Raw genomic sequence first — 26,605 nt, forward strand, 5'->3', positions numbered from 1 at the left:
TTCATGAATGTTTTTTATTTGCAACAGAAATCAGTAACGCCACCAGCAACACAACAAAATGACAGGCTCAACTCAGTGACCATTTATCTCCTTACCCTCTTCATGATGCTCATTGTTATTTTAGTAGCATCGGAGCTGTTCACGAATGCGTTGGAACACCTTGGAGAGAAACTCAAAATTTCCGAAGGAGTGACAGGATCATTATTCGCAGCTGTCGGTACAGCTTTACCTGAAACTATGGTTCCCCTTCTAGCACTGTTGGCGGGCACATCCAATGTCAACATCAACGAGGAAATTGGTGTCGGCGCTATCCTTGGTGCGCCACTCATGTTGTCAACGTTATCGACCTGTTTGATGGCGCTCTCAGTTCTACGGCGAAGAGGGCTGTCAGGCCGCATTCATCCTGAACGGACTGGTTTCATTCGTGACCTTAACTTTTTTCTGCTCGCGTTCGTGCTGGCCGCAGCAGCGATGTATGTTCCCCAAGAGGAACGCTACATTCGAGGAGCATTAGGTATTACGCTGGTCTTAACCTACTTTATTTACATCATGCTGACCCTACGTGCTTCGGCACATTTGGTGCGAGATGGCCATGCTACTGAGACAGACACTAAAATGTACATAGCCCGATTGGGATTGCAAACCAATCTGTTGACGATTCTGCTGCAATTGTCGATAGGACTTGCGCTATTGGTTTATGGTGCGGAGGGCTTCATTTCTGGCGTTGAGGGGGCGGCGCATTTGCTTGGCATTTCCGCGCTCTTGTTATCACTACTGATTATTCCTATCGCCACTGAATTACCGGAGAAGGTCAACAGTATTCTCTGGATTCGACGCGGAAAGGATACCCTGGCTTTTGGCAATATTACCGGTGCTATGGTATTTCAGGGTACGCTGCTTCCGGCCATTGGTATCATGCTAACACCCTGGCAACCGCGTATCGAAGTATTGTCAGGAGTTTTAATCACAATGCTTGCCGCCATATGGCTGCGAATCAACTCTCGCACTCATGGAAAAGGACTACCGCTTTGGGCCCTACTCATTAATGGTGTCTTGTACATCGCCTTTCTACTGATTACGACGATGTAGCAATGAACCGTAATATCGTTTATGCACTGATGGCGGCCATCCTGTTTGGAGCCAGCACCCCTTTTGCCAAATTGCTAGTCGGCGAGGTTTCGCCGATTTTATTGGGGGGATTGCTCTATCTGGGTAGCGGCATTGGTCTTAGTATCATACGGCTGATTCGTGATTGGAGCTGGAAGCCCTCTGGGCTGATGCCTTCGGAATGGCCTTGGTTAGTCGGTGGCATCCTATTTGGCGGCGTGCTTGGTCCCGTTTTGTTGCTACTGGGTTTAACGGTTACCAGTGGGTCAATCGCATCACTGCTACTTAATCTTGAAGCCGTACTAACCGCCTTAATTGCCTGGATCGTTTTTCGAGAAAATGCTGATAGGCGCGTGGTGCTTGGTATGATAGCCATTGTTGCCGGTGGAATCGTACTGTCTTGGCCATTCGGCGAAGATTCCTCATCCAATTGGCTAGGGGCGGTGGCAATTTCTGCAGCCTGTTTCTGTTGGGCAATTGATAACAACTTAACCCGTAAAGTGTCTGCTACGGATGCCTTGTTTGTTGCCTCTAGCAAGGGGATGATTGCAGGAACGGTCAACACCCTGTTTGCATTAAGCCTTGGTGCAACTGCACCAAATATCGTAATGTTGATGAAGGCGCTGTCACTTGGGCTAGCTGGCTACGGCATGAGCTTGACCCTATTCGTATTGGCACTACGCGGTTTGGGTACGGCACGAACGGGAGCCTATTTCTCAACCGCACCATTTATTGGCGCCGCAGTTGCTCTGGTGGCGTTAAATGAAGCAACCAGCCCAGCGTTTTGGCTTGCATCGGGCTTAATGGGACTTGGCGTCTTGTTGCACCTGACAGAACACCATTTACATGAACATACCCATTTAGAGATAACGCATGCCCATCGTCATGTTCATGATGTGCATCATCAGCACGCGCATGACTTTGAATGGGATAGCAACAAACCCCATGTCCATTTTCATCGACATGCAGAAATCACGCATAAGCATCCACATTATCCTGATATTCACCATAGACATGATCATTGATAGGTTTTTTAGATTCACCACAGGAGGTAATTGGGCAATTAAAGGTCGTGGCTTTTTGGTTGCCCCCGTAACAAAGGCATTACGATGCGTAACTTTCGGTAGTCTTGTGGGGCTTCAAGCCTGTGTTTCACCGGCTGCGCTGGATCATGCGGTTATTGCCTACGACCAGTCGACCTCTGAGATTCTTTCCGAACTGTTGTTACTCAATATTGCTCGCGCTCATCAGCATCAACCCTTACATTTCACCGGTGTATCAAATATCGCCGCCACGTTTAACTTTCAATTTAATGCCGGGGCTACTCCAGCAATGACGGGGCCAACGGGTTCTTTAATAACGCCGATATTTGGCGGGACCGCTTCCGAAAATCCAACGATTAGTATCATTCCCATGGAAGGAGAGGAATTTACCAAACGTTTATTAACGCCTTTCCAAGAAAGCAAACTGACAATGTTATTGCGCCAAGGTACTGACGTTGACCTCATTCTTCGTTTACTGGCGGGTGAATTGCGTATCGAAAACGATCATCAAGATAAGGTTTACAACAACAAACCTTCCGATAAAGACGGTTACAAGTTGTTCCGGCAAGTCGTGTCTCACATATCCTCTATTCAAGATCGTAACGCTTTGTTCGTAGAACCATTGTTGTTTGATTCTAGCTGGGAATTAAACTCCGATTCTCTATCGCCGGAACGGTTGGTTGGGCTACTAAAGGAATTCAAAGTTGACTATAACACCGACAAGCATCAATTGAAGCTAAGTAAACGTGTTACCGGGCGTATTATCCTGACAAATTATGATCCACAGTTGTTGAGCAACGAGGAGCGTATCAAGCTCAACGAAGAAGCTGATAGTGGTGCGAGCAATGACGTAATGGTTGATATTCGTCCTGGCTATCCGGGTGGTGAAGTACCGTTACATGGTTTTTTCCGGTTGCGCAGTTTTTACAATATCGTCAATTTCATTGGCCGCGACATCAATGACGAACCTGAATTTAACGTAGATAAAGACCCGCGTTCCCCTTTCGTTAGTGAAAATCCGATTCATACCCTAGAAGTAATAGCATCAGAAAGTGTGCCAGACGATGTGGATATGAGCGTTAAGTACGGCGGATTACACTATGCCGTTAAACCCGAAGAGGGTTACCAGTGGAACCGTGAGAGTTTTCGCCTACTACATCAGATATTCCAGATGACCGTCACCGAGTTATCTCAAAAGGGGGCGCCAGAGATAACAATCTCAAAATAACCGCAATTGGGTAAAGCCAAAGCGGGCTTAGCCCATCCCAATTTGAAGTACCGTTGACTCAGAAAGGCAGATATCTACCCGAAACGGGGCAGTCGCTAATAGACAAAAAGTGGAGTGTTTGTCGCGTAGCTAAAAGCGAAGCCCCCCCCCGTAATGGCTTCGCGCAATACGAATAACGCTGAGCGTAAAAAAAGAGCTGCGAGTGCCACACCGATCAGAATATCTGGCCAAGCTGAATTGGTGAACCAAACTCCAACAGCGGCAAACAACACCGAGACATACGCAATAATATCGTTTCGTGAACACAACCAAACTGAACTCATGTTTGTATCATCGAATCGATGCCGCCAGAGCAAAACAAAACACACGCTGTTTGCCACAAGTGCCAACAAACCTATGGGTGCCGATGGCCTCATATACTGGAATCTGCGGAAAAATCATCTTATCAATGACTTGACCAAGAACGAAAAGACCAAAAGCCGCCATGATGCCGCCTTTGAATAGCGCCGCCTTGGCTTTCATTCGCGCACCGCGGGCAACAACGTAAATACTGAAGCCATATACCAAGGCATCACCGATGCATATCCAGCTAGTCTCCACCAACGAGACAGAACCGCCGATTAGCTCGCTGAACTGATCATTACTCCATATTGCATCACAACTAAAAAATTGCCTCATCTTGCAGCAAATGCCAAATTCGGCATTAGCTGCAAGATGCCTTGCTGAATATCACTTCACAATGATGACCATCCTAAACCGAGGTCATTATGGAACCCGTTGCCATCCCCCAAACCATCGACGATCCGATCCACATTCTGTTGTGGAGTGCCGATGAGATTGTGCCGTTCATGGTCTGCATGCTGACCGGCATGTTGATTGATCACTTCATTCCTGCACTGGTCATTGGATTAATCGCGGTTAAATTCTACCGCCGTTTTCGTGATAACCGGCCCGACGGTTATACCTTACATGCCTTGTATTGGTTAGGGTTGCTGCCCAGCCAGGCAATGACCATTCCCAATCCCTATATCCGTCGATTTCTGCCATGAAGTTATCGGATTTTCTGCAGACCTGGGACGGCCACGAGACCGAGAATCGCTTTAGCCGCGTGATCATCATCGGCTTGTTGGTGGTGTGCGTGATTACCTCGCTGGCCGCCTGGCGGACCGAGCGCAGCATCATCCTGGTGCCACCGACCTTAAACAAGGAGGTCGAAGTCACCCGCACATCGGCCTCCAGTGAATTCAAGGAATCGTGGGGCTTGTTTCTGGCGGAACTGTTGGGTAATACCACGCCCGCCAATGCCGATTTCCTGAAAACCGCGATTGAGCCATTACTGGCACCGGACATCTATCGAAGTGTCCTGGATGCCATGACCGATCAAATCAAAGCCATCAAGATGGATCGAGTGGCGATCAGCTTTACCCCGCGTCATGTGGATTACGAAGCCGAGACCAACAAGGTCTTCGTCAGCGGCGAACTCAAAAGCCAAGGCCCCAGTTCTAAGCCGGACATTAAACCGCGTACCTATGAATTCATCATCGCCATCAAAAACTACCGGCCGCGTCTGGAGTTTATCGATGTCTATCCCGATGCCCCTAGAACAGTGGAACGCTTAAAAGCCCTGCCACCTCAGCCAGGAGAACTCAAACCATGAATAAAGCCTGCCGCCATTGGGCATTGTTATTGATCATCAGTAGCGCTGCGTCCGCCGAGGAATTACCGATCACCGTGTTACCGCCGGTGACCACAGTGGGTGATCGCATACCCGAATCGACTGTGCCATCGAGCGATTCACAATCGCTGGGTATCGAACTCCCCCCCGTTGACGCCAGCGTCTTAAAAGCGGCCAATCAACAGGTCACGTCCTCGGTTGCACCACAAAATATTCAAGTCAAACCCGGTATCAACGAACTGATGCCAATTGCAGTGGGTCATCTCAATCGTTTGGTTACGCCGTTCGACAATCCGGTGGTCACAACCACCAGTCAGGCAACGACCAGCACCAAAGGCAAAATCGTTTATGTCGCAACCGCCGATGAGACGCCGGTGACCTTGTACATTACGCCGGGCGATAATCAGGACATCGCCTTGTCACTGACGCTGATTCCCAAACGTATCCCGGCCCGGGAGATTCATCTGAGCCTGGATAAAGACAGTTACAAGGTGCTGACCAAGCTGCAACAGCAGTCTGCCGCATCCGGTAGCAAGGCCAGCGATCAGGAACAGGCCTACATCACTCAGCTAAAAAAGTTATTCCGCGATCTTGGTTTGCAAAAGACACCAGCAGGCTATTCTCTGCGCGAGCCCAGTAAATCCGAACACATCCATTGCCTGCAAGATAAAGTGCAGATTCGGACCGGCCAAGTGTTGGAAGGTCAGGACATGCTGATTCTGGTCGGTCTGGCCCGCAATGCCGGCAGCGATCCGTTGGAATTTGATGAGCGCGCATGTGCGACCAACAAAGACGACGTGTTGGCGGTCGCCGCCTGGCCTAAAGTCGTGTTGGGACTGAATGAGTCCACCGAATTGTATGTCGCATTGAGACGGACACCTGAAACCGCCACCACGCTCAGACCCTCATTACTCACCGGAGGCCAACGCTAATGGTCGGTGTCGATTCATGGTGGTCGAGTTTAAGCCCCACGGCCAAACGTAATTTGGCGGTGGGTGGGATTGGCGGCGTCTTGCTGGCCACCATCATTGGTTTGGCTACCGTCACCCCGGAAGTCACCAAACCGCTTAGTAAACAGGCCACCATTCAACACATCCTCACCGATAGTGATCCGCGTTCGCTTGGCATTGATGGCATTTCGGCCCAGCTACGGGATTTACTGCAAAAAAACGAAGAGCAAAGCCGTCGACTGGCTGCGATTGAAGAACAGCAAAAACGCGAGCAGCAATCGGGTGAGCAACGCTTCAAACAATGGACTGAAGCCGAACGGGAAGCCTATGATCAAAAGTTAAAAGCCGTGTCCGGTGAAGTCGAGTCGCTTAAAAACAAACCGACGGCAGTCACTCAACTGTCGGGTGATGGCCCAACTACGCCGAGCACAGGATCCCCTACCCCCAGCCATCCCAATGACCGCCGACTTCCCGCACGCGCGTCACTAGATAACAACGACCTGAACAGCGCCTTCGAACAAGCTGCTATTCCGGCATCTAGCCACGGTAGTGCCGGAGTCTCGGGAGGACGATCCGCCAACGGTCAGCCAACCACCGCCTTGCAAATCCGGGTGATCAAAGACGAAAAGTCACCAACTGCAAATACCGAGGGTAAAACCGCAAGTGACCAACCCGCCAAGCACAGCGAAGTCTTTATCCCGGCCGGCAGCATTTTGACGGGTGTTTTGCTGAACGGCCTGGATGCACCGACCGGCAAGAAAGCCAAGAAAGAACCGATGCCGGTGCTATTTCGCATCAAAAAAGAAGCCATTCTGCCCAACCGTTTCCATGCTGATGTCCGTGAATGTTTCCTGTTAGCCGCAGGCTTTGGTGATTTGAGTGCCGAACGGGCTTACTTTCGCGGCGAGACCTTTTCCTGTGTTCGTCAGGACGGTGGCGTGATTGAAGTACCGATGAATGCCTATGCCACCGGCGAAGATGGCAAAAACGGTGTGCGCGGTCGCGTGGTGTCCAAACAAGGTGCGTTATTGGCACAATCGATGATGGCCGGCTTTTTACGCGGCTTTTCCGATGCCTTTGGGCGCAATCAAATCCCGGTGTTGATGACCGGCGGTTTGGGCAGTCTGGCCGGCAGCACGCCGTTCCAAAGCGCCTTTTCTTCACAGTCGATGGAAGGCGGTGCCTTGAAAGGTGCCGGTTATGCCATGGAGCGACTGTCGCATTTTTACATGGATATGGCCGAAGAGATTTACCCGGTCATCGAAGTCGATGCCACCCGCCAGGTCAATTTCATTGTGCAAAAAGGCACGGCGCTGAAGCTGAAGTCACCGAGCTAATTCATTCAATCCCAACTCAAAGGTCGTTATGACGCTACGCCACATTCTCTTATTACTGGCCACGCTATTCTGGGTATCGATTGCCCTGGCTGCCAACCCACAAAAACCTGCGATTTCCGAGATTGCCGCAGGCTTGCTATCGATCAAAATCGACGGCATGCAGGATTTACCGATCTCAGGTATGAAGATGGTCAAGTCCGGCGAGCAGACGGTGTTTATTTCCAGCAATGGCCGCTTTGCATTCTACGGCGGCAAATTGATGGACATCTGGACTCAACAGGAGATCAAGGATCTGCCGGACATCGACAAGATTGCTAACCGCATTGATCTGTCACGCATGAAACTCAATGTCGACGATTTAGGCCCGGTAACGATAGGTCACGGCAAGACTTCGGTTTTGGTGTTCATAGATCCGCGTTGTCCTTACTGCGGCAAGGTGATGAAAGAGCTGCAAGCCTTGCAGGACCAGTACACCTTCAAACTAGTAATGGTCCCTATCCTCGGCCCCGAGTCGCAAAACATCGTCGTGCAACTGGCCTGTCAGTTGGGATCCAGCGATACCAAACTCAAAGACAGTGTTCGCGACCGACTGTTGAAGCAAGACTACGTCGGAATACCGACCGAACCACCTGGCCAATGCAATAAAGAGCCGCTGCAAAAAGCCGTGGTCACCGCCAAGCTGTTTGGCTTGCAGGGTGTGCCGTTTTTGATTGCCCCGGATGGCCGTACCCACAGTGGCGCACCTGAAGTGTTAGCCGATTGGTTAGCCAATAAACCGCATGAGGTCGTCAAAGCAACCGCGTCTGAAACCCCTAAGCCTGAGAAAAAGCCATGAGCCGTAACCACCAATTTTCATTGTATGCCTTCAGCCTGATGGGGTTAGGCCTATTATCCGGCTGTGCCACCACCGAATATGGCTGTAAAGGCATGCCCGACGAACCGCAATGTTTGTCAACCACACAGGCGTATCAGGAAACCAATCGCGCCTTAGCGGATGTGACAGTCAATCCCGATCATCCAACGGAAACCGCACCTGCTAGTGACCTTAGTCCAGCAGTCCAGCAACCGGTGCCCAAGATCGATGACCCGACCCCTATTCGCACACCTTCGCAAGTGATGCGGATCTGGATTGCCCCTTGGGAAGATGCTGAAGGGGATTTGATGGTGTCGAACTACGTCTACACCGAACTGGAACCCCGGCGCTGGATGATTGGTAAGTCGGCACCGACGTTGAGTCCTTCGCTGATTCCATTGCAAGTCGAGCAACGCGCGCCGGAAAAGCGCCCCTTAGCGGATGCGGATGAGGGTGAACCGCGAAATATGCAGCCGACGCTGAACAACCCTGTCACCAAAAACTAAACCACACACCTTCACCGCCGAGCCTTCGGGTCTGGCGAGCCTTAGCGGGCGACCGCTTTATTGAGCCGGAAATTCCTTCCGAGACCAGACGGGCAACCGTCTTTACTTAAACAAGAGGTCGTTTCAATGAAGTCGTCTACTCGAAGCCAGGTGTTCGTGGCCCTGGCATCGCTTTTTTTCCTTTTGATGGCGTCCGACGCCATGGCCGGTACCGGCGGTACCGAGTTCAACAACGTCTGGACCTTGTTGACCGGCTGGGTTGAAGGCTTACTCGGTCGGATCATTGCCATCGTATTCGTGATCGTCGGTCTGGTCGCCGGTGTGGTGCGTGGCAGCATCATGGGCTTTGTCCTGGGTGTTGCCAGTGGCGTGGGTTTGTTCGCAGCGCCGACCATTATCACCAATATCGTCACGGCAACCCTGTAAGCACGTTATGACTCATCACACCGGACCACACACCCCTTCCGAGCTGGCGGCGGGTGACCGCCGTAACCCCGAACACACGACCGACCACACGGTTCGCGTTCAGGCCGCCGATGGCACACCGCTCAATCCCTGTCATCCGGCGCGCGCACGGGAACTGCTACGCCAAAAGCGGGCGATACGGGTCAGCCGCCATCCTTACACCATACGTTTGTTGCACGCGCATCAAGCAGTCGCCATGAGCGTGCTGTACAGCGAAGAGGTATCGAAGTGAAAGCCTCCCGAACCCATACGGCGGATAGCTTATTTTCAGCCTTAGCCTATGACAACGACCATCATTTATTTTTACTGGCCGACGCCAGCATCAGTTTTGGTTTTATCTGCCGACCACTAACTGGCGCCGATCAAAGCGTCGCGGCCCGCGTCAACGTGCTGCTGAACCAGGACTGGCCGACCGAGACCTTGCTGCAAGTGAGCTTATGGACCTCGCCAGACATCGAGGAATCGCTGGCGGTGATGCAAACTCGGCGGATTAAACAGCAAAAAAACACCTATAAAACCATGACCGGTGCCAGCATTGAGTTTTTGCGCCAAGGCACGACCAAACCGCCAGAAGCGATTTCAGGGGCCAGATTACGACGCAGTCATGTGATCGTCACGGTGAAATTACCCATCGCCAACCCCAGACCCAACGAAGCCGAAATTCGACGAGCGACTGAATTGCAACTCGCCACTCAGCAGTCCTTATCAACGATTGGTTTGTATCCCTCGATTTTGGATGCCGATCAGTATGTGCGGGTGTTAAATACTATCCTCAATTGGAATCCCGATGCCGGTTGGAAAGATCGTGTGGTACCGGAATGTGATCCGACCCAGCTGATTCGTGATCAGCTCTTGGATTACGACAATGCGGTTGAGACCGATGAAAAAGGTGTCTGGCTCGGCAATAAGCGCGTGAAGACCTTATCCGCCAAACGCACACCGGATCATTTTTACTTTGGCAGTGCCAAAAGCTATCTGGGCGATATTTTGTCCGGTACCCGCGGGATTCGCCAAAATGCCTTACTCAGTCTGACCCTGCATTACCCGGATGCCGAATCGACCCGTACCCGCCAAGAAGGTGTGCGGCAATTCATTACTAACCAGGTCAACACGCCGATTGCGCGGTTTTTGCCGGCATTGGTGCAGCGCAAACACAACTTCGACGTCTTGTTCGAGGCCTATGGCGACGGCGACCGGCCGATTCGTAGTTATTTTGGCGTACTGCTGTTTTGCGATGAGCACGAAGAATCGGCCGCCGTCTCCAATGCGCGGGTGTATTTTCGGGAGCTGGGTTTTCAGCTGTTGGAAGATAAGTATTTTTGCCTGCCGTTTTTCCTCAACTGTTTGCCATTTGGTCCCGAGCGGTCGGCGATTGCCGATCTCAAGCGTTACCGTACCCTGGCCACTCGCCATGCGATTCCGTTGTTACCGCTATTCGGTGACTGGGCGGGCACTGGCACACCGACCTTGAATTTCGTCTCGCGTAACGGCGAACACATGGCGGTGTCGCTGTTTGATACCACGGGCAATTACAACCTCTGCATTGCCGCCGAATCCGGTAAAGGTAAATCCTTCCTGACCAACGAGATCATCGTCAGCTACCTGACCGAAGGCGCGCAAATCTGGGCGATCGATGTCGGCCGCTCTTATGAAAATCTCTGCGAGGTGCTGGAAGGTGACTTTGTGAAATTCACCCACGGTTCGGGGATTTGCATGAACCCGTTTGAGATCGTGCAAAACTTCGAGGAAGAAGCCGATATGTTAGCCGGCTTGCTCAGCCAGATGGCGGCACCGACCGAGAAACTGACCGATTTTCAGACCGCAGGCCTCAAGCGGATATTGAAGCAACTCTGGACTGAAAAAGCCCAGTCCATGTCGGTCGATGACATTGCCAGTCAGCTCTGCGCCGAAACCGACCAACGCTTAAAAGATGTCGGCGAGCAGTTGTTTCCCTTCACCACTAAAGGCGAATACGGCCGTTACTTCAATGGCCGCAACAACGCCAAATTCGCTAGCGACTTCACCGTGCTGGAACTCGAAGAACTCAAGGGCCGCAAACACTTGCAACAGGTGGTGTTGTTGCAACTGATCTACCAAATCCAGCAGGAGATGTATCTGGGCGAACGTAACCGGCCCAAGATCGTCATCATCGACGAGGCTTGGGATTTGCTCACCGAAGGCGATGTCGCCAAGTTTATGGAACACGGCTACCGGCGCTTTCGGAAATACGGCGGTGCCGCCGTCACTATCACCCAGTCAGTGAACGATTTATACCGCAATGCAGCGGGCCGGGCCATTGTCGAGAACTCGGCGAATATGTATCTATTGGGCCAGAAAGCCGAAGTCATCGAAGGCATGAAGCAAGATCGGCGCTTGCCACTTTCCGATGGTGGCTACGAGTTACTCAAAACCGTGCATACCTTGCCCGGCGCCTATTCGGAAATCTTCTTCATCACCGAAATGGGATCCGGCATCGGCCGCCTGGTCGTCGACCCCTTCAAGCGCATTTTGTTTTCCACCAAACCGGAAGATGTGCAGGCACTCAAGCAGTTGCGTCGGCAAGGCTTGAGCTTAGGCGATGCCATTCAACAACTACTCGACAGTCGACAAACCAAACCTCGGGAGGTGAGCCATGGACGTTAAATCACAATGGCTGAGTGGGGTGTTGATCGCCGCCAGTTTAGGCTCCGTGGGCGGCTGGTTTGCTGCGCATCAGCAACTGCAGCAGCCGATTGCTCGACTCAATCTCGTGACACCGGTATTTATCCTCGACCGAGCGAAGCTGATTCAAGCGATACCGCCGAATTCTACGCAAGAGCAAATGGCCAAGATGGTTGACGACTGGCAAGGCCAAGCCAAAAAACTCAGTGATGCCGGTTATCTGGTGATCGATTCGACCGCCGTGGTCGCTGCGCCCAGTGATTTATACATTCAAGCGCAAGTTCGGTGAGTTATGAGCGGCACTCAATCTTCATCAATCTCTGCGCAATCTAAACCCGCCCGAGTAAGGCCTTACCAAACCAAAGCGGCTTTCGGAATGTTCTTGCTCAAAGCGCTGCCCATCCTGATATTGATGTTGGCGGTGGAACGCTACGTCGGTCAACGCTTTCTGATCGGCGGCGACGATCAAATGGATCGCTGTTTGCCGGACAAGTGGATCTATCTGATCGACACCTATAACAAAGACATCTGGCGAGGTGATCTGATGGCCTTTCGTGCTGAACGCATGGCGCCGTATTTCAAGGACGGGCAAATCATCGTCAAGATTGCCGCCGGTGTCACAGGTGATCGGATTCAGGTCGACAGCCATCAAACTACGGTCAACGGTTCATTGATCATCGAAGGTTTACCGTTAGCTGAAAAACTCAAAAAGCCCGCCAGCAGTTTTAAGCGCAATGAAACGATTCCGCCGGCAGCCTACTGGATGACCGGTCAAACGCCGAAGAGTTTTGACTCGCGCTATTGGGGTTATGTCTACGACCACCAGGTGATTGGGCGGGCTTATGCGTTGTTTTGATCATCCATACAAAAAGCGGCTTCTAAGGCTGATTAGCCCAATGGCGTGCTTGATGGGTTTATTGGTCACTGACTTGGTCTTTGCTGAAGAAGCCTGGCTGCAACGTTCTCAGACCATATTGCAAGCTTTGGAAGGCCAGCCTCGCACTGAATGGCTGAACGGTCAGACTGAACCGTTGGACCTGAAACGCCAGGCGATGCAAGTTTTAGAAACCGCGCAATCGATTCAAAATTCTGCGTTATCGATAGGAACCGAAAGCAGCCTTTCGACAAACCAATCGAACAAACCGCTCAAACTGTTATTTGTGTCATTTTCGCTCGGTGATGCGGCGCTAAAAGGCATTTTTGAAGAAGCTGCAGGGCGGGATGATGTGTTACTGGTGTTTCGTGGCCCTAAGCCTGGTCAAAAACTACCGGCGTTGATGGCAGACCTCAAGCGTTTACTCAAAGGCATTGATCCTCTGCCGAACATCGTCATTGATCCCACCCGCTTTCAACGCTGGTCGGTAGCCGCAGTACCGGACATTGTCGTCGAACAAGACGGACAATCTCGTTTACACGTTAGTGGTGTCAGCAGTTTGTCCTGGCTGGACGAGCAGATCAAAGCCGGCAAACAGGGTGATTTAGGCACCTTGGGCGATGTCAGCGAGATTGCCGAAATTGATTTACTGGAAGAGATCAAACGCCGGATGGCGGCCATCGACTGGAAAAAAAAGCAGCAACAAGCCATCGCTCGGTTCTGGGACCAGCAAAAATTTGAAGTGCTGCCAGCTGCTCAGAAGGATATCGATCGGCCTGTGGATCTGACCATCACCGCACCGCGCGATCTGGCAGCGCCCAACGGCCAATTAATTATCCGAGCCGGCCAAACCGTCAATCCATTGGACAAGATGCCGTTTGGCTTATGCCTGATGGTGTTCGATGCCACGGTACCGGCTCAGGTCGAACTGATTCGACGTCAATCCTGTCAGGACAAAAAAGCCCGTGTGCTGTATTTGGCCACGTCGCTGCCGCGCCAGTCCGGGTGGGACAGTTTAAAGCGTTTGGAAACTGCGTTACAGGCACCGGTGTACTTATTGACACCGGATGTGCGCAGTCGTTTTCAATTACAGCAGGTACCAGCGATTGTCGAACAGGCCGGCAACCATTTGGTGGTTCATGAACGCAAAGTACCATCTTTACAGGGAGCGCCATCATGAAGCGATGCGTTTTCCACTGGGTTTTTGGGGTGCTGCTGACTCTCGCAAGCCTGCTTTATGCCGATACCACGACTACCACCACTGATCCGTTGTGCGCCGATGCCCAACTGTGGTCAGGCAAACTCATCACCGATATTTGCTGGAGCTGTTTGTTTCCGATTCGCGCCGCCGGTGCTTCATTGGGTGGCGGCAATGTGCCGAGCATCGCTACCGATCAGAAGTTTTGTTTCTGTACCGATCCCATGGGCATACCAGAATTGGGGATGACCATGGGTTTATGGAATCCGGCTCGGTTGATTGAGATCGTCCGCAATCCCTGGTGCTCGCCGGCGCTGGGTGGGCATAAATTCAGTGCATCGAATGTGCGTCTGATCGCCACCACCGGCAAGGCTAACTTCGACGCCAGTGAAATGTCGTTTTTCAATTACCACTATTTTGCGTTTCCATTGACCATCATGCTCGATCTGTTCTGGGATGGTCGTTGCAACAGTGACGGCTACCGGGATTTTGATTTGCTGTATGTCTCGGAACTGGATCCGACCTGGAATAGCGATTTACTGGCGTTTTTTACCAGTCCGGAAACGGCGCTGTTTGCCAATCCGGTGGCTATTTCAGCGTGTGTGGCTGATGCGGCGGCAGCGGCTACCGGTAATCCTTTGGATGCTTTGTTCTGGTGTGCCGGTGCTTGGGGGCATATGTATCCACTTTCCGGCATTTCGCCGACCAGTTACGGCACTGATCCTCGAATTACCAGCTTGCTGGCGACACGGGCAACGGCAGCATTACATCGCCGCGGCCTAGCCTGGAAAACATCAGGTAATGAGTCTCTGTGCGGTGGCTCAATTTATCCCTTCATTCCCAAATCACAATACCGGCTGTCAATGTTCTATCCGGTCGCGGAAACTGAATCCAACCATGTCATTGGCGAGACGACGTTCAAATGGGGCGCGGGACGTACCTTTCCGGGGCCTGGTGAAGATCATCTTTACCTGCTGTGGCGCTGGCAGGACTGCTGTGTGGGGTTGTGATGGGTTACAGAACGCTATTCGATCCGCAGCGATCATTTGTGCAGACGCTGTCTGCACTATTGTGTGTGACTCTGGCTTGGACGCCGTTTGGGGTGTCCTGGGCGGATGCGATTCAAGCCGCAGGCCAACAGGGACAGCAGACCGGGCAACAAATTATAGGTGGGTTTCAATTTCCCCTGGATAACGGCAGTGGCGTAATGACGTTGAATCCGGGTTCGGCGCAGGAAAGCACGATCTCGATTAGCACGTTGTTTCCAGATGCCAATACCACCAACAGCACGACCGCCAATATCACCAGTCTGTATGGCAACAACCCCGGCACGATTGCCGCGGGTTTGGATGCGCAAACCTCGTTGAATACCGAAAGCAGTGCCACCGGCAATGCCTATCGCACCCTGGTCAACAATGCCCACCAGTCGCATCCGGATTTACAAAACGATGCGGTCTGGAATGCTGGCGATCAAGTGTTTGCCCATTTTACGCCTTGGGCGCAGTCGTTCTCGGACTGCACCACGGTGACGACCCAAACGGCGACCAGCCATGCGGTACAGGTGCCGGATTATCAACTGTGTCTGCGCCAACCGACCATACCGTCCAGTTGCACGGCGACGCATCAAGTCCAAGTCGAACCGCTACTGACCTATGTGTCCGGTAACGGCGGCATCTCAAGCTGCGGTCCGGGCTGTATGGATTTGTATGTGGGTGTGGTCGGCGATAATTACTGGTCAGCCGGTTGTGGGGTGTTTACCTGGCAAGTCACTTATAACGTCATCCACCCAGAAGCGATTACCAGTGCCACGTTGGAAATGGTGGAGTTTGATGACCATGCACGGGTGTATTACGGCGGTAATCTGATTTATACGGGCTCCTCGGGCTGGGGAGGATCTTGTGAGCTCAGCAAAAGCTGGGTGGATCATCCAAATACGGATGTGACCTATGCCTTCAACAGCACCGGCAATAAGGTGTTTCGACAGGACACGATGGTCGGTGGCAATGGTGAAGGCTATTCACGGATTCGCCTGCGCTACGATGTCTCGAAACTGATCAGTCAGGATCAATGGAGCTGGAGCGGACCGAACTGCCAAAACCTGGCCAACGCGATTACCGATGGTATTTGCCAGGCGGGCAGTCAACTCAGCTGTACCCATGATCCTGCCAATAACACTGGCTGCTATGTAGATCCGACGTCGCAGATTCTGATTTGTGGGTCGGATTTGAGTCAAGCACCGGTGGCCAGTTCAATTGGGATTCGCAATACCTGCATGAGTATTTCAGCATCTGGCCAATGCGACTTGAGTGCCACGGGGCAATGCTGGACCGACACCGCTGGCACGCATTGTCTGCAACCGCCGAGTGGTACTGCACCCACCACTAGCTGTTCTGCACTGGAAACTCGCGGCTGTTCGTTTATGAAAAGCCAGTGCTTAGACGTATTGGGCTCCGGTACCTGTTGGGATAGCGTCGATACCTATGACTGTGGCCAATCGGTGGCCATTCCCGGCATTCAAAGCAGCACCCAGCAACAATGTGCGGGCCCGATTCGCTGCATGGGTGAAGACTGCGTGACGCTGAACCGTACGCAAAGTCAGGATTTCAGCAAGGCGGTAGCGTTACTCAATACTGCCCAGCAAATGGCGATGGATTTGAGTTGTGATTATGCCAATGCTGATCTGCAGCAGAAAGATCCGACCTCCTGCCAGGTGTTCAAAGGCAAGGATGCCACTTGCAAAATGGTCGGCGGTGCCTTGAATCTGGTGGATTGCTGCGAAACGCCTTCGGGCAGCATGGGGCTTGGAAAATACATCGATTTACTGCTGACCACCAGTCAAATGGACAATGCGATTATGACCATGGACAGTACATCAGCGATTCGTGGTGCCTGGGAAACCCTGAGAACACCGTTCTCAATGGCAGGCGATGCCTGGAATGGCGTACAAAGTAGTTTTGCCTCCGGCGTCAATGACCTGGTTGGTTCCGATTTGCTCAGCGTATCCGATATTGCCGAACAGGGACTGTTGGATGCACTCAAAAGCGAACTGACCAATTCCGTAGCGGAATGGATCGGTAGTACCTTTGGCGAAGCGGCGGGTAATGCCTTGTTCAGTGCCGGTGGCCAGGCGGCCTTCGATTCGGCAGGCAATTTAACGCCTGCAGCGGAATCCGGCGGCGTTGAACTCGGCGGCGGTGCAGCCGTGGCCGGTGAAATGCTCAGCACCTTGATGGGGGCCTATACCGTGGTGATGATCATCATCATGATTATCCAGATGGTGTATTCCTGCGAGCAGTCTGAATACGAACTGGCGGCGAAAAAGCAGCTGAAAGTCTGCAAGGACTTAGGCACATTCTGCAAAAGCAAGGTGGCGGGTGTGTGCTGGGAGCGCGAGGAAAGTTATTGCTGCTATAACTCGCCATTGGCACGCATTCTCAACGAACAAATCAAGCCACAACTGGGAATGGATTTTGGTACGCCGGAAAATCCCAGCTGTACCGGTATCAAAGTATCGGACCTGGATCGCGTGGACTGGGCTCAGGTCAATCTGGATGAATGGTTAGGCATTCTGGCGCAGACCGGGCATTTGCCGACAGACGCCAACGCCGCAGCAATGTTGAATATCGATCAATTAACCGGCAGTGGCAGCCGACTCAATCCGCAGAAATACGGTGCCGCCTCCAGTGGTCGGCAGGATACCTTAACCCGCACCCAAGGCCGAATGACCGATCTGGTTGTGCCTACGGTCAAACGGCAATCGGAACTGGAAGGCTGGGGCATGGGGCCGCAATAATGCGGCCTAAACCTTACTGAACCGCGTCTTTCAGACCTTTGCCGGCTTTAAACGATGGCAGTTTAGCGGCGGCAATCGTAATCGCTTCACCGGTTTGCGGATTACGTCCAGCGCGTTCGGCGCGTTCTTTCACTTCAAAAGTACCAAAACCCACCAGTGCCACGGAATCGCCAGCTTTTAAAGCAGCTTGGATGGATTGAGTGATGCCATCCAATGCACGGCCGGCGTCGGTTTTGGTCAAATTGGCGTAGCTAGCGATGACGTCGATAAGTTCAGATTTGTTCATAATTAGAGTTAATGGTTAGTGAAGTTAATAAATTTAGTTAATTAAAGTAATACATTTCTCAGTACGATCAAGCCACCATTTGCCGCAAACTCTGCTGCATAGCGGCTTTAAATGCTGGATCGTTGGCAAGCAGCTTATATAGCTCTAGTTCATTACGGCGATTCTTGAGTATCACGTCTTCAAAGATTTTTTCGAACGCCAAGATTCGGGTATGCACGTCGGGGTTGTTTTGATATTTTTCCTGGAAATCAGGATGCGCTTTGATACCGTCGGCGATGTTGATGAACTTGATGCGTTGCTCTTCCGGCGTTGCGCCCCAACCCTGAAACCAGCGTTCGTTAAAACTGCGGATGATTTCATCCAGAGGATCGTGTTCCTCACCACTGCCATGCGTTCCCCGCAGATTGGGGTTTTGCGGCTCCAGCTCGGTTTCGCTGGCATCCAGACCAATACTGTGATTGAGTTTGACCCGTTCCAAACCATAAGATGACAAATCCACTGACTCCAGCAATTCATCAATCTGATCCGCATTAGGGTCTTTCACGATCAGTTTGGGGATTAGAAACTTCAGAAACCAGAACAGTTTTTCCCAAACAACAATTTCATACGGGATGATAGACGCCATTTGCCCATAAATTTTGACAAACTGCTTAGCTTTGATCTTGAAGTCGGCTTTAGCCAGTTCATCAAGCGCCAATTCCTGATTGAATCGGTCTGCCGCCGTATCGATCAGAGGGCTTAGCTGCTGGGCATCGGCATTACTAAAATACAGTTCGACAAATTGCTCAACCTCAAACCACTCATACACCGCCACCTCGTCCAGCGCATCTTTTAACTCATGCAATACATTAACATCCGTGGCTTCCGACAAGCGCGTGGCGGTATAAAACGGATCGAAGGCGGTTTTAATGTCGTCCACCGAATTAAAGAAATCCAGGATGAACAAATCTTCGGTTTTCTTGCCCCACTTGGGTGCTGCTCGATTCAAGCGCGACAAGGCTTGCACCGCCAGCACACCTTGCAGCTTCTTATCGACATACATCGCACTGAGCTTGGGCTGATCGAATCCGGTCAAGTATTTGTTAGCGACGATCAACAAGCGGTACTCGTCTTGATCGAAATAATCGCGGGTTTCATTTTCGGCAAAACCATTAATCTGCGCTTCGCTGTACTCGATGCCATCCACTTCTTTAGTGCCGGAGAAGGCAATGGCTACCTTGAACGGATTGCCGCGGTCCTTCAATAACTGGCTAATCGCCCGGTAATAACGAATGGCCGCTTCGATGTTCTGGGTAATCACCATGCCCTTGGCTTTGCCTTTGAGTTTTTTGCTGTTGACCACCTGCGGAATGAAATGGTCGAGCATGATTTCCGCTTTCACGGCAATGGTCTGCTGGTGGCGCTCGACATAGGCGCGCAGCTTTTTCTGTGCCTTGGCACTGTCGAACAGCGGATTATCCGTGATGGATTTCTGGATCTCGTAATAGCTTTTATACGTGGTGTAATTGGCCAGCACATCCAGGATAAAGCCTTCCTCGATCGCCTGTTTCATGGAATACAAATGAAACGGCTCGAAACTGCCATCCGCTTGTTTAACGCCGAACTTTTCCAAGGTGGTGTTTTTTGGCGTCGCGGTAAAGGCTAAATACGAGGCATTGCCACGCATTTTTCGCGATTGCATGGCTTGCAGAATTTTGTCCTGCACATCCAGCTCTTCATCAGCCTGCTCGCTTTTGCCCATCGCCCGGTTCATATTGTCATGCGCGGAACCACTCTGCGAGCTATGGGCCTCGTCGATGATCACCGCAAAGCGTTTGTCACTCAGATCGGCGATGCCGTCGATGATAAAAGGGAATTTCTGGATGGTGGTAATGATGATTTTCTTGCCTTGCTCCAAGGCGCTTTTCAGCTCGGAAGACTTGAACGCCGGGGCGACGATGTTTTTGACTTCGGAAAAATCCTTGATGTTTTCGCGCAGTTGCTTATCCAGTAAGCGGCGGTCGGTGACGACAATTACCGAATCGAACAATGGCTTTTCCAAGTCAACCGCACCCGGCGTATCCAGACTGGCCGGATAGGCTTCGATCAATTGATACGCCGCCCAGGTGATGGAATTGGATTTACCCGATCCCGCCGAGTGTTGTATCAAATAGGTTTGCCCCACGCCGTTTTGACTGGCATGCGCTACCAGTTTGCGCACCACATCCAGTTGGTGATAACGCGGAAAAAACAAGGTTCGCTTATCCAGCGGCTCCTTACTGCTGCCATCCAATCGCACGAAATGCTGAATGATATTGGCAACGCTCTCCTTGCTAAACACCTCCTGCCATAAATACGCACTTTTGTGGCCGTTTGGGTTGGGCGGATTGCCGGCGCCGTAGTTGTGGCCCTTGTTGAACGGCAAAAAGAAGGTGTGCGGCCCGGCCAGTTTGGTGGTCATGTAGACTTCATCGGTATCCACTGCCATGTGTACCAGGCAACGACCAAATTGCAGCAAAGGCTGATTGATGTCGCGATCTTCGCGGTATTGTTTCTGGCCGTGGTAACGGGCAGTTTGGCCAGTCCAGGGATTTTTCAGCTCCAGCGTGGCAAACGGCAAGCCGTTGATGAACAACACCAGATCAATTTCTTCCAGGGTATTGCTCAAGGAATAACGTACCTGGCGGGTACTGCTGAAAATGTTGTCGGCGAAGTTCTGCTTCACCTTTTCGGAACTGCTGGCCAACGGCGCCGGATACATCAAGTGCAAGGTGGCATCGTCGACGCTCAAACCCTTTTTCAGCAAATGCAGCAGGCCGTATTTTTTGATCAGCTTATCGAAGCGCTCCAACACTTTAAGCTGCAAATCGCCGCCGTGCTTTTGCAATTTTTCCAGCTCTTTAGGCTGGGTGTGCTCCAAAAACGCCCAAAAGCGTTTGCTGTCGATGGCGTAACGGGCGTTGAAATCCTGTGGCAAGCCGAGTTGGTAGCCGTGGTTGGGGCTGAACGGCAGATCGCCGACTTCGGCAACACCCTTTTGGGCTTCCAAACAGGTGCCGGTCAGCTGTTTTTCGATGGCAATTTCCAGTTCTTTCTCGGTGGTTTTGCTGACCATCCGTGATCACTCCTTTTGTTGAAGTAGCGCTAATCGGCGCTGCAAGGCTTCGATGACCTTCTCGGTAATCAAACCATGAAAAGACTGTTTATCCTGCCCCAAGTTACATTGCTCCAAGGCATCGTAATACGCCAGCCGGGATTCGGTGTCACCGTGAATAATGGCTATGGGGTAGCCGTGTTGCAGCAAAACCAGATTCATCACCAAGCGCGCGGTGCGGCCATTGCCATCCACAAACGGGTGAATGGTCACTAGCCGTTCATGCAGCTCGGCAGCCAGCACAATCGGATGCAGGCTTTGCCGGTTTTGCGCATAGAACTCAAAATATCCAGCCATCTGCTCTTCCAGTAGCCAGGATTGCGGCGGCGTATGCCGGCTACCACCGATCATCACCGGAATATCTCGAAACCGACCAGCATACTGTTTGTCGATTCCGCGCAAGACCAAGGCATGCAAGGTCAACAAGTCGTGCCGATTGAACTGGGCATCGTGGCAGGCCATCTCGCGGATCAGTTCCACCGCCTCGTAATGGTTGATTGCCTCCAAATGTTCGACCAGCGTCTTGCCGCCGATTGTAAGCCCCTTGTTGATCACCAGATCGGTTTCGCGCAAGGTCAGCGTGTTGCCTTCGATGCGGTTGCTGTCGTAGGTGTATTCGATGTCGGTGGCCTTGTCCACGCTGCGGCTATCCCAATCGCGGTATTGCTGCAATTGGCTCAGCAAGGCATCGGCTTGTTCGAGCAAGGTGTCGACAGCGTTCATGTGGCAACCTCAGGAACTCGGATTTTGCCGGTGACGGCGCTGTTGATCAGCGTGGCTTTGTATTCCTTGAGTTTATCGATTTGTTGTTGCTGGATGGCAATGGCTTGGTCGATTTTGGTGGACTGGGTTTCGATGTGGATGACGATGGCGGTTTGTTCCTCAATAGGCGGAACGACAGTCATTAATTGCTTAAACTCATTCCAATACAGTCTTTTCCGAAAATCGGTAATTCCTTTTGAATTTCTGTCCATTTGTTGAATAAATTCCGGGCAACGATATTGATACTCAAAATATGAAGAGGCTATTTTTTGACTCGGTGTAGCAATAATATAGGCAGGGCTGACCATACCTTTTACTGCTACTGCGCCAATTGCACCCTGCCAAGCTCGCATCATATTGAAAACTATATCCCCGGGATGAACCAAGTTATATTTGGTTTTATCTTCAATTTTGATTCGGCCGCGGATGTTTTCTTCATCCGATATTTCTTCTGAAGAAACTGCCGTATGAATTGAAACTGATAATAACGGTAAACCTTCTTCACCTGGTTCAATGCGTTGCCTGAACAAAGCACGGTTTGCGAGTATTTCCCAATGCGCTGGAATCTCGCCGATCCACTCAGCGCCGGAATCGCGCATCGGCACATTGGCGTCAAGACCACGGATGACGGCGTTTTGAATCAGGATTTGTTTGCGCTCTTTCAGCAAGGCGATTTGTTGTTCCTTGATCGCCACGGCTTGGTCAATCTGCGTGGTTTTACGATCCAGAAAAGCGGCGATAGCGGTTTGTTCAAGTAGAGGCGGTACTCCCAAAATGACCGACTTCATCTCGTCATAATGAGTAGTCCAAAGGTCGGCAACAATTCCATGTCCCATGCGATAAAACTCTTCAATAAACGCGTTACTTTTCAAAAGAAAGTTACAGTATTGGGGATAAATTCCGTTTGGCGTCAACACAATATTAATCAGAGAAACAGAGCCATCCCTATCGGAAACTCCACTAGATCCTTTTCGATCTGAGCGACTATTGATGACAAAGTCGCCTTTTTTTACCAATTTTCTATTGTCGCCATCATTAGTTTTTGCGGCAGTATCTAATTGCGGCAATATTCCATTTTTCGTGACTGACAAGGGAGGAAAGTTTTTATCAGAAACTTTTTGCCTGCGTTCTTCAAAACGTGTACCTAAACGAGTTAATGTCCAATGCTCAGGAATCTCCCCCAACCATTCCACGCCGGAATCCTTATAAGCCTCATATCTCGACATTTCCGTCAGTTGCTCAATCATCGTCCGCCTCGTCCGTTTTATTCAGCAATTCCGCCTGTACTTTAATGCGCTCCCGTTCCAACTCGCGTTTCAGCTCGGCTTCGGTCGGTAAAAACGGCAGGTATTTGGCGGCGAACAACTGTTCGCTGTCGGTCAACACCGAATACTTCACGACCGCCTCACTTTTCTGGCTGCACAGGATCAGGCCGATGGTCGGGTTGTCGTCCGCCGAGCGTTGCTGTTGGTCGTAGATGCGCACATAGCTGTCCATCTGGCCGACATCTTGATGGCTGAGCTTGCCCAGTTTCAGGTCAATCAGTAAAAAGCACTTCAGCTTGAAATGGTAAAACACCAGATCGATGTAAAAGTCCTGGTCTTCGGTGCGGATGCGCTGTTGCCGGGCGACAAAGGCAAAGCCTTTACCCAATTCCAGCAGGAAGGCTTGCAGGTTATCCAGCAGGCCTTGTTCCAGATCGGATTCCAACAAATGCTGGCTGGGTAGGTTCAAAAAATCGAGAATATAGGGGTCACGCAATACATCATGGGGCCGCAGTTGCTGTTGCCGCTGGTTTTCATGGGCGATATGCTGCTGCGCCTCGGCTTGAACCAGTGCTTTATCCTGACTGGACAACAGGCGTTCGTAGTAGAGTTTGTCGATCTGCCGTTCCAGTGCCCGCACGCTCCAGCATTGCTGAATGGCTTCCTGCTGATACCATGCGCGAGCTTGGTCGCTTTCGATGCTGGCCAATAGCTTGTAATGCGACCAACTCAATTCGAGAGACACTGTCTCTCGAATTGGAAAGCTTAAATAAAATCGTCGCATTTTACGTAAATTCGTGATGTCTAAGCCTTTACCAAATTCCGCAGTGAGTCGTTCAGAAAGCATTTGCAATTGTTGCTTACCGTAGGCGGCGCGCACCTGTCCCTGTTGTTCATGTTCGACAATCAAACAGCCAATCTGCCAGTAGCATTGCACCATCGCACTATTCACGGCCTGCTGCACTTGCTGACGTGACTGTTGAATAACCAGAGCAATGTTGCTGAAAAGCGGCGCTAGTCCATCGGATAGCGACGGATGTTCGCTTGCTGATTTCAATGGTTCGGCATCGTGCATCATCGTCGCCTATAGCAGGTTTACGTCAATGCCCAGAATATCGGCAATCAAGCCTTCGGCCTGCTTTTCCAGGGCGATGATGTCCTGAGCCACGTCATTCATAGTACGCAGCGGTTTGTGCCGATAGAAATATTTGTTAAAGCTGATTTCGTAACCGATTTTGACCGAATCCAGGTTAATCCAAGCTTCTGCGACGTGCGGTTTCACTTCGGCTCGGAAGTAGCGGTGAATCTGGTCGTTCAATGGCACCGATTCGCTGTCGCGCAAATCGGCGTTGGCTTCGTAGCTGAGGTATTCGCCTTTTTTGCCGGCGGGGTAAACGCCAAAATCGGGTAGCTCATCTTCGCTGCAATCCAGGCGTTGCAAGATTTTTTCAAGCATATCGCCATTGAGTTTGAAGGTTTGCGCGATGACTTTCTCGGCGGTTTCGTCATACCAACTGACGGCGTTGAGGATAGCGTTTTTGTCGCTGGCGGTCAGCTTGATCGCTTGCGCCTTGAGTATGGCGTCGACGGAAACCTTGAATTGGTTAAAATCGCTCGATTGGTCGGTACCGATAGCCGCCATCAAGGCTTGCGCTGTCTGCATCAGGTTTTGTTGTTTCAGCCAGGTATCCAGGCTGAGCAATTTGCTGCGATTTTTGGCGTTGAGACCCAGTTCGTTATCTTCGCACCAGGCCAGAATGGTTTTTTCGTGTTGTTCCAGGCAGCCGGGTTGATAGACGGCATCGCCCCATTGCTGGTAAATCCATTGCATCGGCTGATTTAACGCCTTGTCGAAACGTAAGGTTTCAATCCGTTCCTGGCTAAATTGAGCCTTGCGGCGGTCCGGGCGTTCGATATTGACCTTGTAGTAGCCGAAATCGCTGTTGTCGAAGACCCGAGCGGCGATACCCGCTTCATCAGTTTGACGCTCTTGAGTGGCCAAGTTTAAATAGGTTTCGGCGATGGTCTGGATATGTTCCGGAGCGAATTCGCAGTTTTTATTGCCAAGATTTTTGCGCAGTTTGCGGTAAAGCTGGCTGGCGTCAATCAGTTGTACTTTGCCTTTACGTTCGGGCGCCTTGTGATTGGATAGCAACCAGATATAAGTGGTGATGCCGGTGTTGTAAAACAGGTTGTTGGGCAATTGAATAATGGCTTCCAGCAAATCGTTTTCGATGATGTGGCGGCGAATATTGCTTTCGCCGCTACCGGCATCGCCAGTGAATAAGCTGGAGCCGTTATGCACGGAAGCGATGCGCGAACCACCTTTATTTGAACCAGCGCTTTTATCCAGCGGCTTCATTTTGCTGACCATTTCCATCAGAAACAGCAACTGGCCGTCGCTGGAACGCGGCGTGGCATCTAGCGCTTCCGGCCTGCCCCAATAGTCGTTTAACGTCACCCGAAACCGGGCATCGATCACATCGCCACCGTCTTTGATGTATTTCTGCTCGCTGGCCCAGCTTTTGCCATAAGGCGGATTGGAGAGCATGAAATCAAAGCGGGTGCCGGCAAATTCATCCGTGGACAGCGTGGAGCCGACGCGGATGTTGGCCGGGTTGTTGCCCTTGATCATCATGTCGGATTTGCAGATGGCGTAGGTTTCGTCGTTGATCTCCTTGCCGTACAAATAGACATCGCCAGTCGCGCGAATAGCGCCCTCTTCGTCCTTGATGAAGTTTTGCGACTCAGTGAGCATGCCGCCGGAACCGCAGGCCGGATCATAGATGGTCATGACTGGAGGGAGTTGATCTTTTACCGGATCGAAGATTAGATGGGTCATCAACTCGATCACTTCGCGGGGCGTGAAGTGTTCACCGGCCTCTTCGTTATTTTCTTCGTTGAATTTTCGGATCAGCTCTTCAAAGACATAACCCATGCCCAGATTGCTAAGGACTGGCAGCCGGTTGCCATCAGGATCTTCCTTATCGTACGGTGTGAGGTTGATGTAGGGCGAGGTAAACTTTTCCAGGACGCCGAGCAAAACATCCTTGCCGGCCATGTGCCGAACTTGGGTTTTGAGATTGAATTTGTCGATGATTTCCTTGACGTTGCTGCTGTAGCCGTTCAAGTAGTCTTCGACATTCGCCAGCAGGATTTGCTGATTGTTGGTGGCGGTCTTTAATAATTGGGTGAGCGTCCATTTGCTGGTGTTGTAAAACACATAGCCGGAGGCTTCTTTCAGGCCGTTATCGTCGAGTTCGGTCAGGCCCATCTCGTTTTTCTGGAACGCCAACTCTTCCATGACTTTGTCTTTACTGGGCTCTAACAGCGCATCCAGGCGGCGCAATACTACCATCGGCAGGATGACATCGCGGTATTTGCCGCGGACGTAGACATCGCGCAGACAATCGTCGGCGATCGACCAGATAAATGAAACGAGTTTATTGTGTGCTGCGTGATTCATGCG

At 51.4% G+C, this 26,605-nt stretch carries 25 protein-coding genes; 17 read left to right on the plus strand and 8 right to left on the minus strand.

The genetic code is table 11. The features are described 5' to 3' along the window. The first annotated feature begins 3 nt into the window (after positions 1-3). The 3 genes from ACWAU0_RS01010 to ACWAU0_RS01020 are packed head-to-tail and all read left to right on the plus strand — an operon-like array spanning position 4 to position 3,378. A complete protein-coding gene (locus ACWAU0_RS01010; protein WP_278211052.1) occupies positions 4-1,089 on the plus strand; it encodes a sodium:calcium antiporter in 1,086 nt (361 codons plus the stop codon). Between the two features lie 2 nt (positions 1,090-1,091). Continuing rightward, positions 1,092-2,132, plus strand: a complete 1,041-nt coding sequence (locus tag ACWAU0_RS01015) for a DMT family transporter (protein ID WP_278211051.1) — start codon at positions 1,092-1,094, stop codon at positions 2,130-2,132. Beyond that, positions 2,053-3,378, plus strand: a complete 1,326-nt coding sequence (locus ACWAU0_RS01020; protein WP_278211050.1) for a hypothetical protein — start codon at positions 2,053-2,055, stop codon at positions 3,376-3,378. The genes ACWAU0_RS01015 and ACWAU0_RS01020 overlap by 80 nt, the downstream gene beginning before the upstream one ends. A gap of 95 nt (positions 3,379-3,473) precedes the next feature. Here ACWAU0_RS01020 and ACWAU0_RS01025 read toward each other — a convergent pair whose 3' ends face one another. Both ACWAU0_RS01025 and ACWAU0_RS01030 read right to left on the minus strand, forming a co-directional pair. Beyond that, a complete protein-coding gene (locus tag ACWAU0_RS01025) occupies positions 3,474-3,794 on the minus strand; it encodes a cation efflux transmembrane domain-containing protein (RefSeq protein WP_458138069.1) in 321 nt (106 codons plus the stop codon). Further along, positions 3,709-4,056: a hypothetical protein gene (locus ACWAU0_RS01030; RefSeq protein ID WP_278211049.1), complete on the minus strand. Its 348-nt coding sequence runs from the start codon at positions 4,054-4,056 to the stop codon at positions 3,709-3,711. Before ACWAU0_RS01030 ends, ACWAU0_RS01025 begins: the two co-directional genes overlap by 86 nt. Before the next feature lie 89 nt (positions 4,057-4,145). Between ACWAU0_RS01030 and traL the strand changes: the two genes are divergently transcribed. The 14 genes from traL to traN all read left to right on the plus strand — a co-directional run bounded on the left by traL (position 4,146) and on the right by traN (position 17,690). After that, positions 4,146-4,427: a type IV conjugative transfer system protein TraL gene (gene traL, locus ACWAU0_RS01035; RefSeq protein ID WP_278211048.1), complete on the plus strand. Its 282-nt coding sequence runs from the start codon at positions 4,146-4,148 to the stop codon at positions 4,425-4,427. Continuing rightward, positions 4,424-5,035, plus strand: coding sequence for a TraE/TraK family type IV conjugative transfer system protein (locus ACWAU0_RS01040; protein ID WP_278211047.1), 612 nt, complete (start codon positions 4,424-4,426; stop codon positions 5,033-5,035). Before traL ends, ACWAU0_RS01040 begins: the two co-directional genes overlap by 4 nt. Further along, positions 5,032-5,985, plus strand: coding sequence for a type-F conjugative transfer system secretin TraK (locus ACWAU0_RS01045; RefSeq protein WP_458138070.1), 954 nt, complete (start codon positions 5,032-5,034; stop codon positions 5,983-5,985). The genes ACWAU0_RS01040 and ACWAU0_RS01045 overlap by 4 nt, the downstream gene beginning before the upstream one ends. Next, positions 5,985-7,340, plus strand: coding sequence for a TraB/VirB10 family protein (locus tag ACWAU0_RS01050; RefSeq protein ID WP_278211045.1), 1,356 nt, complete (start codon positions 5,985-5,987; stop codon positions 7,338-7,340). The genes ACWAU0_RS01045 and ACWAU0_RS01050 overlap by 1 nt, the downstream gene beginning before the upstream one ends. A 28-nt stretch (positions 7,341-7,368) precedes the next feature. Beyond that, the gene (locus ACWAU0_RS01055; RefSeq protein ID WP_278211044.1) at positions 7,369-8,175 is read left to right on the plus strand and encodes a DsbC family protein; all 807 of its coding nucleotides are present in this window, start codon (positions 7,369-7,371) and stop codon (positions 8,173-8,175) included. Next, positions 8,172-8,699 (plus strand): TraV family lipoprotein, encoded by a 528-nt coding sequence (locus tag ACWAU0_RS01060; RefSeq protein WP_278211043.1) that lies wholly within the window; start codon positions 8,172-8,174, stop codon positions 8,697-8,699. Before ACWAU0_RS01055 ends, ACWAU0_RS01060 begins: the two co-directional genes overlap by 4 nt. 126 nt (positions 8,700-8,825) lie before the next feature. Next, positions 8,826-9,125, plus strand: a complete 300-nt coding sequence (gene traA, locus ACWAU0_RS01065; protein ID WP_278211042.1) for a TraA family conjugative transfer protein — start codon at positions 8,826-8,828, stop codon at positions 9,123-9,125. A gap of 7 nt (positions 9,126-9,132) precedes the next feature. Next, positions 9,133-9,396 (plus strand): RRXRR domain-containing protein, encoded by a 264-nt coding sequence (locus tag ACWAU0_RS01070; RefSeq protein WP_278211041.1) that lies wholly within the window; start codon positions 9,133-9,135, stop codon positions 9,394-9,396. Beyond that, entirely contained in the window at positions 9,393-11,807 is a 2,415-nt protein-coding gene (gene traC, locus ACWAU0_RS01075; protein WP_281021160.1) for a type IV secretion system protein TraC, read from the plus strand. The genes ACWAU0_RS01070 and traC overlap by 4 nt, the downstream gene beginning before the upstream one ends. Beyond that, on the plus strand, positions 11,797-12,114 hold the full coding sequence (locus tag ACWAU0_RS01080; protein WP_281021161.1) for a hypothetical protein: 318 nt from the start codon (positions 11,797-11,799) through the stop codon (positions 12,112-12,114). Before traC ends, ACWAU0_RS01080 begins: the two co-directional genes overlap by 11 nt. Before the next feature lie 3 nt (positions 12,115-12,117). Next, positions 12,118-12,681, plus strand: a complete 564-nt coding sequence (gene lepB, locus ACWAU0_RS01085) for a signal peptidase I (RefSeq protein WP_523070751.1) — start codon at positions 12,118-12,120, stop codon at positions 12,679-12,681. 52 nt (positions 12,682-12,733) lie between these two features. After that, the gene (locus ACWAU0_RS01090; RefSeq protein ID WP_458138071.1) at positions 12,734-13,879 is read left to right on the plus strand and encodes a TrbC family F-type conjugative pilus assembly protein; all 1,146 of its coding nucleotides are present in this window, start codon (positions 12,734-12,736) and stop codon (positions 13,877-13,879) included. Beyond that, entirely contained in the window at positions 13,876-14,907 is a 1,032-nt protein-coding gene (locus ACWAU0_RS01095; protein ID WP_458138072.1) for a TraU family protein, read from the plus strand. The genes ACWAU0_RS01090 and ACWAU0_RS01095 overlap by 4 nt, the downstream gene beginning before the upstream one ends. Continuing rightward, a complete protein-coding gene (gene traN / locus ACWAU0_RS01100; protein WP_458138073.1) occupies positions 14,907-17,690 on the plus strand; it encodes a conjugal transfer mating pair stabilization protein TraN in 2,784 nt (927 codons plus the stop codon). Before ACWAU0_RS01095 ends, traN begins: the two co-directional genes overlap by 1 nt. A 13-nt stretch (positions 17,691-17,703) precedes the next feature. Here traN and ACWAU0_RS01105 read toward each other — a convergent pair whose 3' ends face one another. The 6 genes from ACWAU0_RS01105 to ACWAU0_RS01130 form a co-directional block, all read right to left on the minus strand. After that, positions 17,704-17,976: an HU family DNA-binding protein gene (locus ACWAU0_RS01105; RefSeq protein WP_281021170.1), complete on the minus strand. Its 273-nt coding sequence runs from the start codon at positions 17,974-17,976 to the stop codon at positions 17,704-17,706. 67 nt (positions 17,977-18,043) lie between these two features. Then, positions 18,044-21,070 carry a type I restriction endonuclease subunit R gene (locus ACWAU0_RS01110; protein ID WP_458138074.1) on the minus strand — a complete coding sequence of 1,009 codons (3,027 nt, stop codon included), beginning with the start codon at positions 21,068-21,070 and terminating at the stop codon, positions 18,044-18,046. 6 nt (positions 21,071-21,076) lie between these two features. Then, positions 21,077-21,832: a Fic family protein gene (locus tag ACWAU0_RS01115; RefSeq protein ID WP_281021172.1), complete on the minus strand. Its 756-nt coding sequence runs from the start codon at positions 21,830-21,832 to the stop codon at positions 21,077-21,079. After that, positions 21,829-23,118, minus strand: coding sequence for a restriction endonuclease subunit S (locus ACWAU0_RS01120; protein WP_281021173.1), 1,290 nt, complete (start codon positions 23,116-23,118; stop codon positions 21,829-21,831). Before ACWAU0_RS01120 ends, ACWAU0_RS01115 begins: the two co-directional genes overlap by 4 nt. After that, positions 23,111-24,214, minus strand: a complete 1,104-nt coding sequence (locus tag ACWAU0_RS01125; protein ID WP_348637040.1) for a PDDEXK nuclease domain-containing protein — start codon at positions 24,212-24,214, stop codon at positions 23,111-23,113. The genes ACWAU0_RS01120 and ACWAU0_RS01125 overlap by 8 nt, the downstream gene beginning before the upstream one ends. Before the next feature lie 6 nt (positions 24,215-24,220). After that, positions 24,221-26,602, minus strand: a complete 2,382-nt coding sequence (locus ACWAU0_RS01130; protein ID WP_278211030.1) for a type I restriction-modification system subunit M — start codon at positions 26,600-26,602, stop codon at positions 24,221-24,223. Between the last annotated feature and the right edge of the window lie 3 nt (positions 26,603-26,605).

Source organism: Methylomonas sp. Uni0009, from assembly GCF_054188105.3.

What these genes read in the sequence shown, in the direction of transcription:
- ACWAU0_RS01010 (WP_278211052.1), top strand. Translation starts at nt 4, where the DNA reads ATGAATGTTTTTTATTTGCAACAGAAATCAGTAACGCCACCAGCAACA.
- ACWAU0_RS01015 (WP_278211051.1), top strand. Translation starts at nt 1,092, where the DNA reads ATGAACCGTAATATCGTTTATGCACTGATGGCGGCCATCCTGTTTGGA.
- ACWAU0_RS01020 (WP_278211050.1), top strand. Translation starts at nt 2,053, where the DNA reads ATGTCCATTTTCATCGACATGCAGAAATCACGCATAAGCATCCACATT.
- ACWAU0_RS01025 (WP_458138069.1), bottom strand. Translation starts at nt 3,794, where the DNA reads ATGAGGCCATCGGCACCCATAGGTTTGTTGGCACTTGTGGCAAACAGC.
- ACWAU0_RS01030 (WP_278211049.1), bottom strand. Translation starts at nt 4,056, where the DNA reads ATGAGGCAATTTTTTAGTTGTGATGCAATATGGAGTAATGATCAGTTC.
- traL (WP_278211048.1), top strand. Translation starts at nt 4,146, where the DNA reads ATGGAACCCGTTGCCATCCCCCAAACCATCGACGATCCGATCCACATT.
- ACWAU0_RS01040 (WP_278211047.1), top strand. Translation starts at nt 4,424, where the DNA reads ATGAAGTTATCGGATTTTCTGCAGACCTGGGACGGCCACGAGACCGAG.
- ACWAU0_RS01045 (WP_458138070.1), top strand. Translation starts at nt 5,032, where the DNA reads ATGAATAAAGCCTGCCGCCATTGGGCATTGTTATTGATCATCAGTAGC.
- ACWAU0_RS01050 (WP_278211045.1), top strand. Translation starts at nt 5,985, where the DNA reads ATGGTCGGTGTCGATTCATGGTGGTCGAGTTTAAGCCCCACGGCCAAA.
- ACWAU0_RS01055 (WP_278211044.1), top strand. Translation starts at nt 7,369, where the DNA reads ATGACGCTACGCCACATTCTCTTATTACTGGCCACGCTATTCTGGGTA.
- ACWAU0_RS01060 (WP_278211043.1), top strand. Translation starts at nt 8,172, where the DNA reads ATGAGCCGTAACCACCAATTTTCATTGTATGCCTTCAGCCTGATGGGG.
- traA (WP_278211042.1), top strand. Translation starts at nt 8,826, where the DNA reads ATGAAGTCGTCTACTCGAAGCCAGGTGTTCGTGGCCCTGGCATCGCTT.
- ACWAU0_RS01070 (WP_278211041.1), top strand. Translation starts at nt 9,133, where the DNA reads ATGACTCATCACACCGGACCACACACCCCTTCCGAGCTGGCGGCGGGT.
- ACWAU0_RS01080 (WP_281021161.1), top strand. Translation starts at nt 11,797, where the DNA reads ATGGACGTTAAATCACAATGGCTGAGTGGGGTGTTGATCGCCGCCAGT.
- lepB (WP_523070751.1), top strand. Translation starts at nt 12,118, where the DNA reads ATGAGCGGCACTCAATCTTCATCAATCTCTGCGCAATCTAAACCCGCC.
- ACWAU0_RS01090 (WP_458138071.1), top strand. Translation starts at nt 12,734, where the DNA reads ATGGGTTTATTGGTCACTGACTTGGTCTTTGCTGAAGAAGCCTGGCTG.
- ACWAU0_RS01095 (WP_458138072.1), top strand. Translation starts at nt 13,876, where the DNA reads ATGAAGCGATGCGTTTTCCACTGGGTTTTTGGGGTGCTGCTGACTCTC.
- traN (WP_458138073.1), top strand. Translation starts at nt 14,907, where the DNA reads ATGGGTTACAGAACGCTATTCGATCCGCAGCGATCATTTGTGCAGACG.
- ACWAU0_RS01105 (WP_281021170.1), bottom strand. Translation starts at nt 17,976, where the DNA reads ATGAACAAATCTGAACTTATCGACGTCATCGCTAGCTACGCCAATTTG.
- ACWAU0_RS01110 (WP_458138074.1), bottom strand. Translation starts at nt 21,070, where the DNA reads ATGGTCAGCAAAACCACCGAGAAAGAACTGGAAATTGCCATCGAAAAA.
- ACWAU0_RS01115 (WP_281021172.1), bottom strand. Translation starts at nt 21,832, where the DNA reads ATGAACGCTGTCGACACCTTGCTCGAACAAGCCGATGCCTTGCTGAGC.
- ACWAU0_RS01120 (WP_281021173.1), bottom strand. Translation starts at nt 23,118, where the DNA reads ATGATTGAGCAACTGACGGAAATGTCGAGATATGAGGCTTATAAGGAT.
- ACWAU0_RS01125 (WP_348637040.1), bottom strand. Translation starts at nt 24,214, where the DNA reads ATGATGCACGATGCCGAACCATTGAAATCAGCAAGCGAACATCCGTCG.
- ACWAU0_RS01130 (WP_278211030.1), bottom strand. Translation starts at nt 26,602, where the DNA reads ATGAATCACGCAGCACACAATAAACTCGTTTCATTTATCTGGTCGATC.